The organism is Streptococcus pseudopneumoniae (assembly GCF_001068775.1).
Classification (GTDB): domain Bacteria; phylum Bacillota; class Bacilli; order Lactobacillales; family Streptococcaceae; genus Streptococcus; species Streptococcus pseudopneumoniae_N.
The window spans coordinates 1-19,261 of sequence record NZ_JWAJ01000027.1 but is presented as its reverse complement, the minus strand read 5'-3'; the positions used below and the strand labels follow the sequence as shown (position 1 = coordinate 19,261).

The following is a 19,261-nucleotide window of genomic DNA, read 5'->3' as shown; positions in this document are numbered from 1 at the left end:
TTATAATGAAGATATGAAAACAAACGATATTGTCTACGGTGTACATGCCGTCACAGAAGCTCTTTTAGCAAATACTGGAAACAAACTCTATCTTCAGGAAGATTTACGAGGAAAGAATGTGGAAAAAGTTAAGGAATTGGCTACTGAAAAGAAAGTATCCATTTCTTGGACTTCTAAAAAATCACTTTCTGAGATGACTGAAGGAGCTGTTCACCAAGGTTTTGTCTTGCGCGTTTCTGAATTTGCCTACACTGAACTTGAGCAAATTCTTGCTAAAACACGCCAGGAAGAAAACCCACTACTACTAATCCTTGATGGTTTAACGGACCCACATAATCTCGGTTCTATCTTGAGAACAGCGGATGCAACTAATGTTTCAGGTGTCATCATTCCCAAACACCGAGCTGTCGGCGTCACTCCTGTCGTTGCAAAAACAGCAACAGGTGCGATTGAACACGTTCCTATTGCCCGAGTCACTAATCTCAGTCAAACCTTGGACAAACTCAAGGATGAAGGCTTCTGGACATTCGGTACTGATATGAATGGAACTCCTTGCAACAAATGGAATACCAAAGGAAAGATTGCTCTCATCATCGGAAATGAAGGCAAAGGTATTTCAAGCAACATCAAGAAACAAGTAGACGAGATGATTACCATTCCTATGAATGGTCACGTACAGAGCCTCAATGCCAGTGTTGCTGCTGCCATTCTCATGTACGAAGTCTTTAGAAATCGACTCTAATAAAAAGGGGAGGTTGGGACAAAAGATCCCGACCTCCCCTTTTTATTAGCAATCAAACTTTGACGCGATAGCTGATTGAACTTTTTGTTCGTCTTTTGGACTCCAAAAAGCTCCTAATCATCCTCTCGGGGCTGGGACTACGAAATCGAGACTTTGTCTATCGATTTCTGTCCCACCTCCTTTTTAACTATGTTCAGTAATATATTTATAGGCCTCTTGACCTGCAATAGCGCCATCTCCAACTGCAGTTGTAACTTGACGAAGGTCTTTCTGACGAACATCACCAACAGCAAAAATACCTGCAACGCTTGTTTTCATGTGGTCGTCTGTCACAATCCAACCCGCTTGGTCTCGAATCTGCAACTCTTGGACGAAGTCACTAACAGGGTCCAATCCAACATAGATGAAGACACCACCAAAGGCTTGTTCTGTCACTTGTCCTGTTTTCACATTTTCAATGACAACTGACTCTACACGGTTCTCACCCTTGATTTCTTTGACAACAGAATCCCAAATGAAATTGATTTTTTCATTGGCAAAAGCTCTATCTTGCAAGACTTTTTGAGCACGAAGCTCATCACGACGGTGAATGATAGTTACAGATTTTGCAAACCGTGTTAAGAAGATTGCTTCTTCAACTGCTGAGTCACCTCCACCTACAACCAACAAATCTTGGTCGCGGAAAAAGGCTCCATCACAAACCGCACAGTAAGAAACACCACGGCTATTGAGTTCTTCTTCACCTGGAACTCCCAAGAGACGGTGTTTGGAACCAGTCGCTACGATAACTGTGCGAGTTTCATAAACTTGGTCGTCTGTTACGACTTTTTTGAATTCGCCATGATCCTCAACATTTTCAACGAAGCCATAGAGATGCTCAACACCCAGATTTTCAAGAGGTTCAAACATCTTTTCTGCTAATTCAGGACCACTGATATTGGCATAACCTGGATAGTTTTCAATGTCAGAGGTGTTATTCATTTGACCACCAGGAAGTCCACCTTCAATCAAAGCAACTTTCAGATTACTGCGTGCTGCATACAAGGCTGCAGTCATCCCAGCAGGACCTGCACCAATAATAATCGTATCGTACATTCTCTTTCCTTCTTTCTTGTTGTAACTATTTTTATTCTAACGAATTAAATCCCATTTTACAACTATTAAGCCTTGAGAACCAACAAGATGCTCATGGTTGCAAATGACAATACTGGAATTGTTAAAACTCCAATCATAATCATATCGTAGAGATGGGCTTGACGTGCTTTAGCAGTTTTGTCAACCCCCGACAGAGCTCTAAGTCCAATCCAGAGTCCCAAAATAATCAAGACCAGTAGAATTGTCAACACTAAACTCTCTAAATACAAAGCAAATAGCTGAACTAGCATGCTCTCTCTCATTTCTATTAATTTTAAAGAGCAAACCCAGTTAGCCTAGCCAACTGAGTCTTTCTTATCTTCTATTATATCAAATATAGGTCCGTTTGTAACTAGCAAAGAATTCTTTTGTTCGTTCTTCTTTAGGATGATTGATAATCTCATCTGGTGTTCCAGACTCAATAATCTTTCCTTTATCCAAGAATAAAACCTTATCGGCTACCTGAGAAACAAAGGACATATCGTGACTGACCAAAATCATAGTTTGACCTGATTTGGCAGCATTAGCAATAGATCTTTCTACCTCACCAACTAATTCTGGATCAAGAGCTGAAGTAGGTTCATCCAAGAGCAAGATTGCTGGCTTCATGGCTAAAGCACGCGCCAAAGCTACCCGTTGTTTTTGTCCACCTGATAAGTGGCGAGGATAGTGCTGTTGACGATCAGAAAGACCAACCTTAGCCAACTCTTCTTTAGCAATCTTAGTTGCTTCTTGGTCGGAAAGTTTTTTAACAACTATCAAACCTTCCTTGACATTGTCTAGAGCTGTTCTACGTTCAAATAAGTTGAACTGTTGGAACACCATGGACAACTTGCGACGAAGAGTCAAGATCTCATCTTGAGTAATTTGAGAAAAGTCAACTTTAAAGTCATCAATCTGAATGCTTCCACTATCAGGTGTTTCCAGATAATTTAGGCTACGAAGAAAGGTAGATTTTCCTGCTCCAGATGAACCAATCAAAGCAACTACTTCCCCTTTTTGAATATCTAAATTCAGATGATCCAAGACGGTTTGACCTGAAAAGGATTTGCTTAAATTTGAAATCTTAATCATTAGCGAAGGTCTCCTTTCACATCTGTTTTCACATTATCTGGTGCTTCGATTGCCATTTTTCTCTCAATAAAGCGACCAAGATTTTCAATAGCGATATTTACCACCCAGTATACAAGGGCAACTGAGATGAAACGTTCGAAGTAACGGTAGTCGGCACCGCCCAAAATCTGAGCTTGGGCAAAGACTTCTACAACACCCGCACTAAAGGCTAGGGAAGTCCCCTTAGTCAAACCGATTAGGGAGTTAATCAAGGTTGGAGTCGCTACTACCGCTGCATTTGGAATAATGACTCGACGATAAACTTGTGCACGTGTCATTCCAAGACTACGAGCAGCTTCAATCTCTCCAGGATTAACAGAAAGAATAGCGGCACGGATAGTTTCACTAGCGTAAGCTGCTTCGTTAAAAGCAAAAGCTACAATGGCAAAAGCTGCAGCCGGAATCGCATTGATATTAAAAGCAGTTCCCCATTGTTGATTCAACGCTTTTAATGCCAGAGGAATTCCATAGTAAGTCAACATCAGCTGCACTAGGATTGGTGTCCCTTTTAAGAAACTAACAAAGAATGCTTGTAATGGATAAAGAATTCTAACGCGATTAATTTTTACAATAGCAAAAACCAAGGCCAAGATGATACCAAAAAAAGCACCAAACACTGTCAACATCAATGTTGTTGGCAATTGTTGTACAATTCTTGGAATCCCATCAAAGACAGAACGAAAACTAAACAGTTTACCGTCTGGAATATACTGCATCAAGTTTTGGTACCAATCTGATGCTAAAAGTGTTGTAACATTCATAGAAACATCCTCTCCTGATAATGAATCATTCTATCATACTTCTGCCTAGATTTAAAATATTTGCTACGTGCAGAAGAGACTTTGTCTACCTACTAGTTTATCATACTTTAAAAGTGTGAGGTTATATATTTTACCTATCAAGGAGATAGAAAAAAACTATTTCAAATCCAAGTTGTCGTAGGTTTTACGATAGCCAATTTGTTTAACAACACCATTCTCCACTAATATTGGACGTTTTAATAACATACCATCACCGGCCAAGAGTTTGGCTGCTTCTTTATTGGATAAAGTCCCAACCTTATCTTTTAAGCCCAGTTCACGGTATTTAATTCCACTGGTATTGAAAAATTGCTTCAACTCAAATCCAGAAGTTTCAAGCCAATTTAAAATGACCTCCTCGCTCGGAGTCTCTTCTACGATATGAACATCCTTATATTCTAGTCCGAGTTGATCTAACTCCTTTTTGGCTTTTTTACAAGTTGTACATTTTGGATATTCGATAAATTCTAACATTTTCTTCTCTTTCTATTCTTTCTTCTCTTTAAATGTTGCATTTTCATGCTTCAATAGGCAAGCCTTCTTCTCAATTCCTGAAGCAAAGCCCGTCAGGCGATTGCCGGAACCGAGTACGCGGTGACAAGGTACGAGGATAGACCAAGGATTTCGGCCTACAGCTCCTCCGATAGCTTGAGGAGAAGCTACATGCAAGTCCTTAGCTATTTGACCATAAGTAACTGTCTGCCCAAAGGGTATTTCCCGTAGATAAGACCAAACTTTCTTTTCAAATTCACTTCCAATCGGAGCCAGAGGAAGCTCAGATAGGTCTTGAACTTGTCCTGAAAAATAGCTATCCAAATAAGAAGCAACTTGGTTCAAAACTGGATGGCTTGGAACATCAACGATACACCCAGCTTCCAAACCTCTCTCAAAATGTTTCTGACCTTGAAACCAAATGCCAAGCAAGTAGTGGTCATCAGCAACAAGTGAGAGCTCCCCTATGGGAGAAACATAGAGCATTTTTGCATACTTTTTAGGCATTGGATTTTAATTTTTGATAGGCTAGGCGTTCTCCATCTACTGGAACCTTCCCAACCTTTTTAAAGCCAAGCTTTTCAAAGATATGTTGCATAGCCTTATTTTCAGCGTGCGTATCTGAACGAAAATCTAGGTAATCAAAGCCTTCAATCAAGCCTTCCAAGAAGGTCTGCGCTACCCCTTGCCCTTGAACATCTGCTGCCACAGCAATACGATGAAAAACTAGATACTCTGTCTCTCCTCCTTGCCATTTGCCTTCATAAATAGCTTCATAGGCAGATTCTGGGCTCTTAGTCACTGCCGCATAGGCTAAGAGATCACCTTCGTCTAGGGCTACATAAGCTTGACCTGAGATGATATCATCGATGATAATATCAGCATTGGGATAACCATTTTGCCATTGGTCTCTACCAGCTTTGGCTAGAGTTTTTCTAGCATCTTCAATTACTTTCATTACTGCATCAACTTCATTTGGAAAGGCTAAACGAATTTCCATCTTATCTCCTCTTTTCTGACTAGTTTCTCTCATCATAGCATAATTTAAGGCTTTCTACAAGCAGTTAAAACTTGACTTTTTATTTCTATTATTTTATAATCTAGTTATTAAAACTAGATAAGCAGGAGTTGGAAATGAAAACTACTTTTTCCTACCCAGAATGGGACGAAATTCCAAACATTGATCTCTATTTGGATCAGGTCCTACTTTATGTGAATAAAGTTTGTTCCCCTATTTCTCTTACTAAAGAGAAAGGCTTAACGGCGTCTATGGTCAATAACTATGTCAAACACGGCTATCTGACAAAGCCACACAAGAAAAAATATCAACGCCAGCAAATTGCTCGCTTGATTGCGATAACGACTCTAAAGTCTGTTTTTTCTATCCAAGAAATTGCTCAAACCCTTAATACCCTACACACAGAGACTAACTCAAAAGAACTTTACAATGCTTTTGTGGACTATATGAATGAAGACCTAGACCCAGCTAATCCAATCATTCAAGCGAGCTGTCAAACGGTCAAACTTTATCATCAAACACTAGCACTAGTCTATACAGAAAATGAAGAGGAGGAAACAAATGAATACTAGTTTTAAACTTAGCAAGCGCCTTAGTTTTGGAGAAGAAATAGCAAACAGTGTCACCCATGCTGTAGGGGCATTGATGATGCTCATCTTACTTCCTATTTCCTCTACTTATAGTTACGAGGAACATGACCTTTTATCATCTGTTGGCGTTTCTATTTTTGTCATTAGCCTCTTTCTCATGTTCTTATCTTCTACTATCTACCACTCTATGGCTTATGGCTCAACCCATAAATATGTATTACGTATCATTGACCATTCCATGATTTATGTTGCCATTGCTGGCTCTTATACTCCTGTCGTTTTGACCTTGATGAATAACTGGTTTGGTTATCTGATTATCGCCATTCAGTGGGGAACAACTATTTTGGGTATTCTTTATAAAATATTTGCCAAAAAAGTCAATGAAAAATTTAGTCTGATACTCTACCTCATCATGGGTTGGCTAGTTGTGGCTATTCTACCAGCAATCATCAGTCAAACAAATCCAATCTTTTGGACTCTTATGGTATCAGGTGGGCTTTGCTATACAGTTGGTGCTGGTTTTTATGCTAAGAAGAAACCATACTTCCACATGATCTGGCACCTCTTCATTCTGGCAGCTTCCGCTCTCCAATACATTGCTATTGTTTATTACATGTAAAAATAGGTCGAGACAAAATCTCGACCTATTTTTATTTGCACATATTGATAAAGTATTGATGCAGGCGAAGATCATTTGTCAATTCAGGATGAAAGGAGGTTACCAGCATATTTTTTTCTTGTGCCGCAACGATTTGATTGTTCACAATCGCTAGAACATCAACACTGTCACCAACACTACTGATAATTGGTCCACGGATAAAGGTCATTGGAATTTTACCAACGCCCTTGCAGTCAGCTTCTGTATAAAAGCTTCCTAACTGACGTCCATAGGCATTGCGCTCCACTACTATGTCCATGGTAGCCAGATGAGTCTCTTCCTGAGAAGTAATCTGTTTCGCTAGTAAAATCAAACCAGCACAAGTCCCAAAGACTGGTAAACCATTGAGAATACTCTCTCTTAGAGGAAGTAGCATCTGTTGGTCACGTAGGAGTTTTCCCATAGCTGTCGACTCACCGCCAGGTAAAATCAAACCTGATAGCTCACTTCGATGTTGCTGAAAATCTTCTAGGTTTCGCAGTTCAATACTTTCAACTCCTAGTTGAGCAAGTATTTTCTCGTGTTCTACAAAGGCACCTTGCAAGGCCAAGATTCCGATTTTCATCTATTTTCCTCGCTCCGCCATGAGAATTTGGATTTCATTCTCATTGATACCAACCATAGCTTCTCCCAAGTCTTCAGAGATTTGAGCTAAAATTTGAGGATTCTGATAGTTTGTAACTGCCTTAACAATTGCTGCTGCACGTTTAACAGGATCACCTGACTTGAAAATCCCTGAACCAACAAAGACACCTTCTGCACCTAGCTGCATCATAAGAGCAGCATCTGCAGGTGTTGCTACACCACCTGCTGCGAAGTTAACGACTGGTAGTTTTCCATGTTCGTGAACGTATTGAACTAATTCTACAGGTACTTGGAGTTCTTTTGCTGCGACATAGAGTTCATCTTCACGGAGATTTTGAATGCGACGAATTTCTTGATTCATCATACGCATATGACGAACCGCCTGAACGATGTCTCCTGTTCCTGGTTCCCCTTTTGTACGGATCATAGAAGCTCCTTCAGCGATACGGCGCAAGGCTTCTCCTAGGTCTTTAGCACCACAAACAAAAGGAACTTGAAATTCTTTCTTGTCCACATGGAAACGATCGTCAGCTGGAGATAGAACTTCGCTCTCATCGATATAGTCAATCTCGATGGCCTCTAAAATCTGTGCTTCAACAAAATGCCCAATTCGAACCTTAGCCATAACTGGAATGCTGACAGCTTCTTGGATTTCCTTAATCATCTTTGGATCACTCATGCGAGAGACACCACCCGCTGCACGAATATCAGCTGGGATTCGCTCCAAGGCCATAACAGCTGCCGCACCCGCAGCCTCTGCAATTCTTGCTTGCTCAGGATTTTGAACATCCATGATGACGCCACCCTTAAGCATCTGTGCCAAATTTTTATTTAATTCATAACGATTTTCAGTCATTTTCTCTTCCTCAATAGTTGTATTGGTAGCTACAATTTTATTGTAAGGTATAAAAGACTGCATAACAAGATAAAATAAATCGATTTGTCCGGGTACAATTATCTCTATCACAAAAAAAGCACCCACATTGGGTACTTTTATTTCTTAGATTTTTTAATGTTTTTAACAAGATAAAAGAGATATCCTGAAACCATATAGGCAAGAAAGATAGTAGCTGCCCATTTAAAGACAAAGCCCCAACCATGTTTGGTAGCATTCAAAAAGAAATAAGGGAAGGGACTATCCTTAGCGTTAGGGACATCCATCTTTAGAACAAAACCGTTTAAGATGGCAAAAATCATATAAAACAAAGGAAGGCTGGTCCAAAGCATGGGATCAAACCACTTATATTGACGACTCTTATCAAAAATAATTGTATCTGCTAAAAACCAGAGAGGTACGATATAATGACAAAGGAAATTCTCCAAACGGTAAAAATCTGTCGTCAAAGGAGCTAGCATGAAATGATAGATGACACAAGTAATCATGATACTCATAGTGACACCACCTTTGAGACGTAGAATTCCTGGACTTTGCCAACTATCACCGCCACTACGCATCTTTAACAAAAGATAAGCTGTAAAGATGACAACCAAAAGGTTGGAAAGGACTGTATAGTAAAGCAACATCCCTAAACCACCACGTTTGGTAATTTCCAGATAGACCCCTGTAAATGCTGCGAAAAACAAGAGAGTCCGACTGAAAAAAATAAATTTATTCCAAGCAGTCATGATTAAATCTTTTTAACAAATTCTGATTTCAATTTCATAGCACCAAAACCATCAATCTTACAATCGATGTTGTGGTCACCCTCAACAATACGGATGTTTTTCACACGTGTCCCTTGCTTAAGGTCTTTTGGAGCACCTTTTACCTTAAGGTCTTTGATCAAGGTTACTGTATCACCGTCAGCCAATTTATTTCCATTAGCGTCGATAGCAACAAGGCCTTCTTCAACCTCTACTTGCTCAGCAGGATTCCATTCATAAGCACACTCTGGGCAGACTAGCAAGGCTCCGTCTTCATAGACATATTCTGAATTACATTTTGGGCAATTTGGTAGATTGTTCATTTTATCTCCTTCTATTTTCATGATGGTTTGATTGTCAAATTTTCGTTAACAAAGACTATTATACCTTAAAATTAAAAATTTGACAAATTGCTAAAAAACCGACTCACCACTATCGTGGTCAATCGGTTAAAATTTCAAATTAAAAATGTTTGACTGCTTCTGATTTAATTTTTTCGACAACTTCTAAAATACTTAGTCCTGTCGTATCCAGATAGATTGCATCATCTGCCTGCTTAAGAGGAGAAGTTTCACGATGACTATCTTTATAATCACGCGCAGCAATCTCTTCTTTCAAAGTTTCCAAATCTGTTTCAATCCCCTTTGAAAGATTTTCCTTATAACGTCGTTCTGCACGCTCATCCACTGAAGCAACAAGAAAAATCTTCAATTCAGCCTTAGGCAAGACCACTGTACCAATATCTCGACCATCCATGACGATTCCGCCTTGTTGGGCAATTTCTTGCTGGAGGGCTACCAATTTTTCACGAATAGCTGGAATAGCTGCAAAAGCTGATACAGCATTAGTTACTTCATTTTCTCGGATTGGATTGGTAACATCAACGTCTCCAACAAAAACAAGCTGTTCTCCTGTTTCGGCACGACCAAAACTAATCGGATATTGTTCCAATAATTCAAGAAGTCGAGATGACTCTTCTGGGCTTACTTGGTTATTTAAAGCAATGTAAGTCGCAGCACGATACATGGCACCTGTATCCAGATAAGTATAGCCAAAGTCCTTAGCGATAATCTTAGCTACTGTACTCTTACCACTTGAAGCTGGACCATCAATAGCGATCTGAATTGTTTTCATTCTAACTCCTATCTTGTCTTAAGGACATCACCAGGATTTGCAAACCAAGTTCCTGAAGACATATGACCAGGGTTCAAGGCTTCAAGCTGGGCAATAGAAATGCCTGCTCTAGCTGCAATAGCTGCCTCACCTTCACCTGCAAGGACAGTAATGGTTCCCTCAGCATTTGTATGCTCCTCTGAACTACTTGAAGAAGTTGATTCTGCTTCAGAACTTGATGCTTCAACTGAACTACTTGATGATGTTGAAGAAACTTCCTCTACCTTAGGCGCAGAAGAATCATGAAAATCTTTCAAGGCTGCCGTACGATCACTTCCACCGGATGACAGGTAGATTAGAATAGCAATCATACCGACAACGATAACAAAGAAAATACAAGCCAAAATCGTTAAAATACGATTAGCTCCTACTCCTGATTCCTTATTTCCTCTGCTTCTGCGTTCCGAACGACTTTCCTCGATGTCGTAAATATCTTCTTGCCATGGTTCCTTTTCCATACCTTACTCCTTGTTTTTTTTCTAATTTCTTATTACAATATAAATATGAAAATCACACTTATACCTGAACGATGCATTGCCTGCGGGCTATGCCAAACCTATTCTGATTTATTTGATTACCATGATAATGGTATAGTGCGTTTCTATGATGATCCTAATCAACTAGAGAGAGACGTCCCAGCTAGTGAAGAGCTACTGGAAGCTGTAAAACAGTGTCCCACTCGCGCGCTCATCAAAGATTAATTTGTCATCAGTGGTGATTCGATTTCCAAATACCACTTCCTCTAGTTTAGCATATTTTTCCAGAAAATTATAGTCTTTTGAAGGACTTATTTTTAGCAAATCTTATCTTGACTCACTCTGTTCTTTTATCAGATAGAGGGGTCTTTTTTTCGTTTCCAGATAAATTTTACTGATATATTTTCCGAGAATCCCAATCGTCAATAATTGGACACCACCAAGAAATAGAATGACAGCCATCAGAGAGGTCCAACCAGAAGTTGGATTGCCAAGTAAGAGAGTACGGACAACTACAAACAGTGTCATCACCAAAGCCAGAAAACATGATGAAAGACCCGCAACAAAAGCTAATATCAAAGGAAAATCTGAAAAATTCACAATCCCTTCGATAGAGTAGAAAAAGAGTTGTCTAAAGCTCCAACTAGTCTTACCCGCCCGCCTTTCAACATTAGGGTATTCTAGATAGTGAGTGTGAAAACCAACCCAGGCAAAGAGCCCTTTGGAAAAGCGATTGTATTCTGTCAATTCCAACACTGCATCCACAACTGTTCTTCTCATCATTCGAAAATCACGGACACCCGATGGAAGAGCCACTGGGCTAATTTTTTGCATGAAACGATAAAAAAGATCGGCGCAGAAACTACGTAAAACGGGTTCCCCGTCTCGACTAGTTCTCCTAGTTCCAACACAATCCAAGTCTGGATTCTGATCTAGTAGTTCTTTCATCTCAAGCAAGAGGCTTGGTGGATCCTGAAGGTCTGCATCCATAACCACCACCAAATCTCCACTTGCTTGTTGTAAACCTGCATATATGGCCGCTTCCTTCCCAAAATTTCGCGAGAAAGAGATATAATGTACTGCAGCATTTTTCTCTCGATAAACCTTTAGAACGTCCAAAGTCTTATCAGTCGAACCATCATCTACAAAAATGTATTCGATTTCTGTTCCCAAATCTGGGATCAGTACTTCAAGAGTTTGATAAAAAAGAGGAAGTACTTCCTCTTCGTTTAAACATGGGACTATGATTGAAATCATCATCTTAGTCTTCAAATCCATTTGGATGTTGACTTTGCCAACGCCATGCGTCTTGACACATCTCTGTAATACCAAGTTCTGCTTCCCATCCTAGCTCTTCCTTAGCTTTTGCTGGATCTGAGTAGCAAGCTGCAATGTCACCTGGGCGACGTTCAACAATACGATATGGAATAGGACGTCCGACTGCTTTTTCCATATTTTGGATAATTTCAAGAACTGAGTAGCCTTTTCCTGTACCAAGGTTGTAAATGTTTAGTCCTGAACCTTTTTGAAGCTTCTTAAGTGCCGCAACGTGCCCTTTTGCTAGGTCAACGACGTGGATATAGTCACGTACACCTGTTCCATCTTCAGTATCGTAGTCGTCTCCAAAGACCTGAACTTGTTCCAACTTACCAACTGCAACTTGTGTCACATATGGAAGAAGGTTATTTGGAATACCGTTTGGATTTTCACCCAAATCACCGCTCTTATGCGCACCAATTGGGTTGAAGTAACGAAGTAAAACAACGTTCCACTCTGAATCTGCTTTATAGATATCTGTCAAGATTTCTTCCAGCATTAGCTTGGTACGACCATATGGATTTGTAGCTGAAAGTGGGAAATCTTCTAGGATTGGGACTGTATGAGGATCTCCATAAACAGTTGCTGATGAACTGAAGATGATATTCTTACAGTTTGTCTTTTCCATAACTTTCAAGAGACTGACAGTTCCAGCGATATTGTTATCATAGTAGGCAAGTGGGATACGTGTAGACTCACCTACAGCTTTCAAACCAGCAAAATGAATCACACCTGTTGGTTCTTCATGTTTGAAAATATCACGAAGTGTATCTGTGTCACGAATATCTGCTTCGTAGAAAGGAATTTCTACCCCAGTGATTCTTTCGACTACTTCAAGACTTTTACGACTACTGTTTACCAAATTATCCACGACAATTACTTGGTGTCCAGCTTGGACCAATTCAATGACAGTGTGAGTTCCGATAAAACCTGCTCCACCTGTTACCAGAATTTTTTCTTGCATTTTATTTCCTCAATTCTTGGATTATTTTTTTCATTTTACCATTTTTGATAGGGAAAGTCATTTACTTTCCTAAGACTATCGTAAAAACTAGGTAAAAAGTTTACTATTGTTTCTTTTTAATATATCTTTCAGTCGGATAATCTGCTGGATCCAATACTCCTTTTCTCCCTTGAAGCATTTGAGCTAGATGATAACCGATAATAGGACCAGTCGTTAACCCTGAAGATCCTAGACCACTTGCTGTATAGACTCCTGATAAGTTTGGAACCTGTCCGAAAAACGGCGAAAAATCACTCGTATAAGCACGAATCCCCACACGTTCACCACTTATCATTGCATCTTTTAAACTAGGATAAAACGAACTTGCTGCTTCAGCCATTTGTTGGAGCAAATTTTTATCGACTGTAAGATCAAATCCCATGTCATTTTCATGGGTAGCTCCTAGAGATAACTTACCTCCAGGAAATGGTATCAAATCCCACTCACCTTCCGGCATAACTACAGGGTAAGCTCCCATGTCTTGTGGCACTTGATAATCTCTAAGTTGACCTTTTTGAGGACGAACATCCACCTCATAGCCTAAAGGCTCCAAAAAGTGTCCAAGCCAAGCTCCCGTAGATAAAATTACTTGGTCAAACATTTGATTGTCTATCTGATAGCCTGATAATAAAGGAGTTAGACTAACCTCTTTCTTTACGACCTTAACCTGACTGGCATCCAGTAAACGACTCACTAGGAGTTGCCCATCTACTCGAGCTCCACCAGAAGCATAAAGCAATCTCTCAAATCCCTTTAGACCAGGGAATAACTTACTCGCAGACTCTTGATCCAGAATGGCTAATTCCCCTATTAAGGGAGATTCATCTCTACGTTGCAGAGCTAGTTGATAGAGTTCTTCCAATTTAGACTCATCTTTTTTCAAGAGAAAGACTCCTGAGCGCTGGTAAAAATCTACCTTTTGACCAGATTTTTCTATATCAGCTAATAAATCTACATAAAAATCTGCTCCTAGGCGCGCCATCTTGTACCAGACCTTATTGCGTCGTTTAGAAAACCAGGGGCTGATAATTCCTGCCGCTGCCTTGGTCGCTTGTCCGTGCCCATGATCAAAGACAGTTACTTCGATATCAGTTTCTTTAGAAAGATAGTAGGCAGCCGTTGCCCCTACAATTCCTGCTCCTACAATAGCAACTTTTTTCATTGTCTTTACCTTCTAACTAGATATGATGGAATGGATTGGTCGATGCCTGACTTGCGATAACCTCTAAAGGCCAATCATTTTCTTCCTTCCATTCATTCAGGAACGCTGCAATTTTTTCAACAAAGAGAACTTCAATATAGTGTCCTGGGTCCAGAGCCAACAAGCCGTCTGACAACATATCTTGGGCAGTGTGGTAATAGATGTCACCAGTAATGTAAACATCTGCTCCTTTTGCCAAAGCATCAGAGTAGAAAGACTGCCCACTGCCGCCACAAATAGCCACTCTTGAGATTGTCTTTTGCAATTCAGTCTCTTTATAATACACCATACGAAGGCTATCTAGACCAAATACTTCCTTAACATGACTAGTAAATTCTTCAAATGTTTGAGGTCTAATATTACCAATACGCCCGATGCCACGTTCAGGACTTGTTTCCTGTAGATAAGTTGTATCCTCAACACCTAACATCTGGCAGAACCAGTCATTAAGGCCGTTTTCAACAATATCAATATTAGTATGGCTAACGTAGACTGCAATGTCGTGCTTGATGAGATTGATATAAATCTGATTTTGAGGGCGACTAGCTATCAAGTCCTTAATCGGACGAAAGATAGGCGCGTGCTTGACGATAATCAGATCAACACCCTTTTCGATGGCTTCTGCCACCGTTTCTTCACGGATATCGAGGGCAACCATGATCTTTTGGATTTCCTTATCTAAGGTTCCAATTTGCAGTCCACGACTATCGCCTTCCATAGAAAATTCTTGTGGACAATAGGCTTCATATCGGTTAATGACTTCACTTGCTTGCATGGAGCACCTCCTTAATGGCTTGAATTTTATCTACTAAAACTTGACGTTCTTCACGATTTTTTTCTGGAATTTGACTAAGGGCAAATCCTAGCTTACTTGCTTCTCTTTGCCATTTTTGGCTGAAGACTGGACTGAGTTCTTTAGATAAAAAAGGACCAAAGCGGACATCAGTTTCTGATAGATTCATTTCACCAGCTTCTGAAACTATGATCTCGTAGAATTTTCCAGCTTCTTCTAGGATACTTTCTGCTATGATTTGAAAACCATGCTCTTGTAGCCAGTTGCGTAACTCGTCTTCACGATTATTGGGTTGAAGAATCAAACGCTCAACATTGGCTAGTTTGTCCAATCCTTCTTCTAATATCGTAGCAATCAAGCGACCTCCCATCCCAGCAATAGTGATGACAGAGACCTGGTCACTTTCTTCAAAAGCTGCTAAACCATTGGCTAAACGAACCTGAATTTTCTCAGTCAAGCCATGGCTTTCAACATTTCTAACTGCAGATTGATAGGGTCCCTCTACAACTTCACCCGCGATGGCAGCTTCAATATGACCTTTTTCAACTAATTCAATCGGTAAATAAGCATGGTCGCTACCGACGTCCAGCAAAACAGCTCCTTGGGGAACAAAAGAAGCTACTGTTTCTAATCTCTTTGAAATCATCTTCTCTCACTTTCAAAAACTCTATTTCCCTTTATTATACCATATTTTATCTGGCAATCCTGCACCTAAAAAAGACCGCAATCATGGATTGCAGTCTTTCTTTATCTTTTAACTTGATAACGACTTGTCAGTATGAAAATCACAATAAAGACGAGCATCATAATGCCATAGATAGGCATTGTTTGACCTGTAAGTGTTGAAATTTCAAGCAATTTTTGGATTCTTGGGAATAGAGCTGTTCCAAGAAAACCTCCAACTGACCAAATAATCAATAGCACACGCCACAGACTAAATGGCAAGCAAGCTCTAACTACAGACATGAAACCAATCGATGCCAATAGATAATACAAAAGTGTGGAAATTTCAATGGCTGACCAGCCTTGACTGGTTCCAAAAATTTTAACAAAGAGAACACTAAAGACTACCATCAAGGCACTTGGTAGTGCACGAAGCATGGATTTTCTAAGAAAGTTTTGTTCGACTGGTTTAATATTTCGTTCAAAAGTTAATACAAACGGTGGGAATCCTTCCACAAACTGGTCAATCATGGTTATCTGAATGGGAATGAACGGGAAAATCAGAATCCATTCAGTACGTCCCAACAAAGCACTGGCAATACAGATAACTGCTAGCAAGAAGGAATAGATGGTCTTAATCAAGAAAATCGGAGCAATGTGGGCAATATTATTGACCACACGACGACCTTCGAAGAGAATCTCAGGAACATCATTAAAGTCTGAGTTCAAGAGAACCAGATTTGCAATCTGACGAGTCGCTGGATCTCCTTCAGCCATAACGATGGAGCAGTCTGCCTCACGGAGAGCTAGGATATCATTGACACCATCCCCTGTCATAGCAGTCGTATGACCTGCTTTTTTCAACGTTTGGATGATCAGTTTCTTTTGATGAGGCGAGACACGTCCGAAAATGGCTGTCTCCTCAGCCATGGCAACCAACTCTTCATCAGTAATTTTCGAACAATCTACATAGCTCTGATAGTCTGCAAAACCTGCTTTTTGAGCAATACTTGAAACGGTAACTGGATTATCACCAGAGATAATTTTCAGCCCCACTTCCTGAGAACGAAGATAGTCTAGAGTTTCAGCTGCCCCTTCTCGGATTGGATCTAGAATCTCAAGCAAAGCCAAGGCTTGAATATCAGATAGTTTTTGTGGCTTGTGGTGGTCAAGTTTTTCTTGGCTGAGGGCCAGAACTAAGACACGAGATCCTCGTTCAAGAGCTTCCCTAGCTTCAGGAATTTCAGCATTCAACAACATCTCTGGTGCACCTAGAAAAACAGTTCCTAGGCCCTCCAACTCCATTGCTCCCCATTTTCGATCACTTGAAAATGGAAGGCTAGAAATCATCGGATAAGCTATCTCTCCCGCAAAACGCTTTCGAATAGCTTGGGCGGTTGGATTTTTATCCTCACTGTGTGCCATATAGCTGGTTAGTATTTTGGCAATGGTATCTTTATCAAAAGCCTGGGTCAGAGGAAGGACAGTCTCAACCTGCATCTTACCTTGGGTGATGGTACCTGTCTTATCCAAACACAGCATATCGACACGTGCTAAGGTCTCAACAGAATACATCTCCTGTACCAAAACCTTTTTCAAACCAAGCTTTATAACAGCGGTTAAGAGAGAGGTGATAGTCAAGAGCGCGATTCCCTTAGGCAACATCCCCAAAAGGGCTGTCGATGAATTGACTACAGAAGACTTCAGTGGTAAACCTTTCAAGACCAAAGCTTCAAGCAAAAGAGCAATTCCAAATGGAATAATGATTTTACCCGTAAAGCCTGCTAACTGGTCTAGCGATTTCATGATACGTGAGTTAATCGGTTTAACAGTTTTAGCTTCAAGCATGAGTTTGGCTGCATAGTTATCTGCCCCTACATGATGAACTTGAGCAAGTACAGAACCACTTGCAAGAAAGCTACCTGACAACATTAGGTCTTCTACTTCTTTTTGCACCAAGTCGCTCTCGCCCGTTAACATGGCTTCATTGACTTCTGCAAAACCTTCTAATACAATTGCATCACTTGGAATTTGATCCCCTGCAGACAAGCGAATCACATCATCCAAAACAAGCTCTTCTGGATCCAAAGCTATCTCTTGCCCATCACGAATGGTCGTGATCTTTTCCGTATTCAAAAGATTCAGTTTGTCAACCATATGTTTAGCTCGAAGCTCGGTTACAATTCCTGAAAAAGCATTAAAGCAGATAACCGCAAAGAAAACTAGGTTACTCCAGGCTTGAACAAAGGCAAGTGCTAAGGCAATAGCAAAGTTTAAAGCATTGAAGAGAGTAAAAACATTTCGTTTTACAATCTGCCAAGTACTGGTACTAGCTGATGCTTTGAAATCATTGACCTGCCCCTGTTTCTGACGTTCATTAACTTCTGATTGGCTTAAGCCTATAATTTTATTTTTATCCATAATCTCTATCATATCATTTTTTTTTGAATAATTCTAATTTCATATAAAGAGCTTTTCCGCCTATACAAAAAAATTTGCCTGTCCTACAACGATAAGGTATAATAAAAGAAAGAAATTTGAAGGAGACACCATGTTTTATACTTATCTTCGTGGGCTCGTTATGTTGATTCTCTGGTCTATCAACGGTAATGCTCATTATCATAATACCAATAAAATTCCGAGTCAAGATGAAAACTATATCCTAGTCGCTCCCCATCGTACTTGGTGGGATCCTGTCTACATGGCATTTGCGACCAAACCGAAACAGTTTGTGTTTATGGCTAAAAAGGAACTTTTCTCCAACCGAATCTTTGGTTGGTGGATTCGTATGTGTGGTGCCTTTCCTATTGATCGGGAAAATCCTAGCGCTTCTGCCATTAAGTATCCTATCAATGTCCTTAAAAAGAGCGACCGATCTCTCATCATGTTTCCAAGCGGTAGTCGTCATTCTAACGATGTCAAAGGTGGCGTAGCTCTGATTGCTAAAATGGCCAAGGTTCGCATCATGCCAGTTACTTATACTGGTCCAATGACCTTAAAAGGACTCATCAGTCGTGAACGTGTCGATATGAACTTCGGAAATCCTATCGATATCTCAGACATTAAGAAAATGAATGATGAAGGAATTGAGATGGTTGCTGAACGTATCCAATCAGAATTCCAACGTCTGGATGAAGAAACAAAACAATGGCATACAAATAAAAAACCAAATCCTTTGTGGTGGTTTATTCGCATACCAGCACTGATTCTTGCTGTCTTAGTTGCAATTGTTACCATCATCTTTAGCTTTATCGCAAGTTTTATCTGGAATCCGGAAAAAAACAAAATCAATTAGGTTAGAATAAAATGGCTGAGGGATATTCTCTTAAGCCATTTTACTTTGACTGACAGCTGATTACTTTTATATAAAACATTTTATTGACAAAGATTTGATTCTATAGTATACTTTTTAAGTAAGCTGATTTAGCTCAGTAGGCAGAGCGCATCCATGGTAAGGATGAGGTCGCCGGTTCGATCCCGGCAATTAGCATTGTTTAACAGTTCCTTTTCATAGGAACTTTTTTATTGACTTTTTTTCGACCTTATAGTAAAATAAAATTTGCGATGAGTCGATATGTAGCAAGAGCTACTATTGAGCAAAGGAGGTCATAACGCAGGAGCGGACCTTGAGAAATTGTGTGAACCAATTTCTCACATGGAGATGCCTCTCAAGCTTTCTGGTTTTTCCAGAGAGCTTTTTTTATTTTCCTAAACACTACTAAACCCTATCTTTTGGCAATCATTTCTGCACAAACAGTAATAAGCTCAATCCTCAATTATACACTTATAGGCTTTTTATAGTTATTTAGTTTTTAAAAAGCACTCTAATGATTCAAAGATATTGGGGACTTCCCTTAAT

The 19,261-nt window shown here is 40.0% G+C and carries 24 protein-coding genes and 1 tRNA gene; 6 read left to right on the top strand and 19 right to left on the bottom strand.

All coding sequences use genetic code 11. The features are described 5' to 3' along the window. Positions 1-13 precede the first annotated feature (13 nt). Positions 14-742 (top strand): 23S rRNA (guanosine(2251)-2'-O)-methyltransferase RlmB, encoded by a 729-nt coding sequence (rlmB, locus tag ADF68_RS01100; RefSeq protein WP_049548287.1) that lies wholly within the window; start codon positions 14-16, stop codon positions 740-742. Between the two features lie 183 nt (positions 743-925). Here the strand turns inward: rlmB and trxB are convergent, their stop codons facing one another. The 7 genes from trxB to ADF68_RS01065 all read right to left on the bottom strand — a co-directional run bounded on the left by trxB (position 926) and on the right by ADF68_RS01065 (position 5,281). Continuing rightward, the gene (gene trxB, locus ADF68_RS01095) at positions 926-1,837 is read right to left on the bottom strand and encodes a thioredoxin-disulfide reductase (RefSeq protein ID WP_049548276.1); all 912 of its coding nucleotides are present in this window, start codon (positions 1,835-1,837) and stop codon (positions 926-928) included. A gap of 65 nt (positions 1,838-1,902) precedes the next feature. Next, complete coding sequence (locus ADF68_RS01090; protein ID WP_000960970.1) at positions 1,903-2,127, bottom strand: DUF4059 family protein; 225 nt, start codon at positions 2,125-2,127, stop codon at positions 1,903-1,905. A gap of 79 nt (positions 2,128-2,206) precedes the next feature. Beyond that, complete coding sequence (locus ADF68_RS01085; protein ID WP_049548275.1) at positions 2,207-2,950, bottom strand: amino acid ABC transporter ATP-binding protein; 744 nt, start codon at positions 2,948-2,950, stop codon at positions 2,207-2,209. Then, entirely contained in the window at positions 2,950-3,750 is an 801-nt protein-coding gene (locus ADF68_RS01080; RefSeq protein ID WP_045762916.1) for an amino acid ABC transporter permease, read from the bottom strand. Before ADF68_RS01080 ends, ADF68_RS01085 begins: the two co-directional genes overlap by 1 nt. Before the next feature lie 156 nt (positions 3,751-3,906). Beyond that, entirely contained in the window at positions 3,907-4,263 is a 357-nt protein-coding gene (locus ADF68_RS01075; protein ID WP_049548274.1) for a Spx/MgsR family RNA polymerase-binding regulatory protein, read from the bottom strand. A gap of 12 nt (positions 4,264-4,275) precedes the next feature. Then, positions 4,276-4,788 (bottom strand): methylated-DNA--[protein]-cysteine S-methyltransferase, encoded by a 513-nt coding sequence (locus ADF68_RS01070; protein WP_049548273.1) that lies wholly within the window; start codon positions 4,786-4,788, stop codon positions 4,276-4,278. Then, on the bottom strand, positions 4,781-5,281 hold the full coding sequence (locus ADF68_RS01065; RefSeq protein WP_049548272.1) for a GNAT family N-acetyltransferase: 501 nt from the start codon (positions 5,279-5,281) through the stop codon (positions 4,781-4,783). The genes ADF68_RS01070 and ADF68_RS01065 overlap by 8 nt, the downstream gene beginning before the upstream one ends. Positions 5,282-5,415: 134 nt before the next feature. Here ADF68_RS01065 and ADF68_RS01060 point away from each other — a divergent pair, with 134 nt between their 5' ends. Next, positions 5,416-5,871: a DUF1836 domain-containing protein gene (locus ADF68_RS01060; protein WP_049548271.1), complete on the top strand. Its 456-nt coding sequence runs from the start codon at positions 5,416-5,418 to the stop codon at positions 5,869-5,871. Beyond that, entirely contained in the window at positions 5,861-6,508 is a 648-nt protein-coding gene (gene trhA / locus ADF68_RS01055; RefSeq protein WP_049548270.1) for a PAQR family membrane homeostasis protein TrhA, read from the top strand. Before ADF68_RS01060 ends, trhA begins: the two co-directional genes overlap by 11 nt. Positions 6,509-6,539: 31 nt before the next feature. On the opposite strand, the gene pdxT is transcribed toward trhA, so the two are convergent. From pdxT to ADF68_RS01025, 6 genes are all read right to left on the bottom strand, one after another. Then, positions 6,540-7,112 (bottom strand): pyridoxal 5'-phosphate synthase glutaminase subunit PdxT, encoded by a 573-nt coding sequence (pdxT, locus tag ADF68_RS01050; RefSeq protein ID WP_049548269.1) that lies wholly within the window; start codon positions 7,110-7,112, stop codon positions 6,540-6,542. Further along, a complete protein-coding gene (pdxS, locus tag ADF68_RS01045; RefSeq protein WP_006153788.1) occupies positions 7,113-7,988 on the bottom strand; it encodes a pyridoxal 5'-phosphate synthase lyase subunit PdxS in 876 nt (291 codons plus the stop codon). A gap of 137 nt (positions 7,989-8,125) precedes the next feature. Further along, positions 8,126-8,758 (bottom strand): Pr6Pr family membrane protein, encoded by a 633-nt coding sequence (locus ADF68_RS01040; RefSeq protein WP_049548268.1) that lies wholly within the window; start codon positions 8,756-8,758, stop codon positions 8,126-8,128. Positions 8,759-8,760: 2 nt separating this feature from the next. Next, the gene (locus ADF68_RS01035; RefSeq protein WP_049548267.1) at positions 8,761-9,099 is read right to left on the bottom strand and encodes a zinc ribbon domain-containing protein YjdM; all 339 of its coding nucleotides are present in this window, start codon (positions 9,097-9,099) and stop codon (positions 8,761-8,763) included. A gap of 139 nt (positions 9,100-9,238) precedes the next feature. Continuing rightward, the gene (cmk, locus tag ADF68_RS01030; RefSeq protein ID WP_045762908.1) at positions 9,239-9,910 is read right to left on the bottom strand and encodes a (d)CMP kinase; all 672 of its coding nucleotides are present in this window, start codon (positions 9,908-9,910) and stop codon (positions 9,239-9,241) included. A gap of 8 nt (positions 9,911-9,918) precedes the next feature. Then, on the bottom strand, positions 9,919-10,407 hold the full coding sequence (locus ADF68_RS01025) for an SAG1386/EF1546 family surface-associated protein (RefSeq protein ID WP_000410178.1): 489 nt from the start codon (positions 10,405-10,407) through the stop codon (positions 9,919-9,921). 45 nt (positions 10,408-10,452) lie between these two features. On the opposite strand from ADF68_RS01025, the gene ADF68_RS10270 reads away from it, so the two are divergent. Next, entirely contained in the window at positions 10,453-10,650 is a 198-nt protein-coding gene (locus tag ADF68_RS10270; protein ID WP_080979354.1) for a ferredoxin, read from the top strand. Positions 10,651-10,752: 102 nt separating this feature from the next. On the opposite strand, the gene ADF68_RS01020 is transcribed toward ADF68_RS10270, so the two are convergent. From ADF68_RS01020 to ADF68_RS00995, 6 genes are all read right to left on the bottom strand, one after another. After that, entirely contained in the window at positions 10,753-11,703 is a 951-nt protein-coding gene (locus tag ADF68_RS01020; RefSeq protein WP_075230676.1) for a glycosyltransferase family 2 protein, read from the bottom strand. Further along, positions 11,687-12,706: a UDP-glucose 4-epimerase GalE gene (galE, locus tag ADF68_RS01015; RefSeq protein ID WP_049548266.1), complete on the bottom strand. Its 1,020-nt coding sequence runs from the start codon at positions 12,704-12,706 to the stop codon at positions 11,687-11,689. Before galE ends, ADF68_RS01020 begins: the two co-directional genes overlap by 17 nt. A gap of 103 nt (positions 12,707-12,809) precedes the next feature. Then, positions 12,810-13,907: an NAD(P)/FAD-dependent oxidoreductase gene (locus ADF68_RS01010; protein ID WP_049548265.1), complete on the bottom strand. Its 1,098-nt coding sequence runs from the start codon at positions 13,905-13,907 to the stop codon at positions 12,810-12,812. Between the two features lie 16 nt (positions 13,908-13,923). Continuing rightward, on the bottom strand, positions 13,924-14,721 hold the full coding sequence (locus ADF68_RS01005; protein ID WP_049548264.1) for a Nif3-like dinuclear metal center hexameric protein: 798 nt from the start codon (positions 14,719-14,721) through the stop codon (positions 13,924-13,926). Continuing rightward, a complete protein-coding gene (locus tag ADF68_RS01000; protein WP_049548263.1) occupies positions 14,708-15,385 on the bottom strand; it encodes a tRNA (adenine(22)-N(1))-methyltransferase in 678 nt (225 codons plus the stop codon). Before ADF68_RS01000 ends, ADF68_RS01005 begins: the two co-directional genes overlap by 14 nt. Before the next feature lie 101 nt (positions 15,386-15,486). Then, positions 15,487-17,823, bottom strand: a complete 2,337-nt coding sequence (locus ADF68_RS00995) for a cation-translocating P-type ATPase (RefSeq protein WP_049548262.1) — start codon at positions 17,821-17,823, stop codon at positions 15,487-15,489. A 130-nt stretch (positions 17,824-17,953) separates the two neighbouring features. Between ADF68_RS00995 and ADF68_RS00990 the strand changes: the two genes are divergently transcribed. Continuing rightward, complete coding sequence (locus ADF68_RS00990; RefSeq protein ID WP_049548261.1) at positions 17,954-18,697, top strand: lysophospholipid acyltransferase family protein; 744 nt, start codon at positions 17,954-17,956, stop codon at positions 18,695-18,697. 122 nt (positions 18,698-18,819) lie between these two features. Further along, positions 18,820-18,892: transfer RNA gene (locus ADF68_RS00985), tRNA-Thr, on the top strand. The last annotated feature ends 369 nt before the right edge of the window (positions 18,893-19,261 follow it).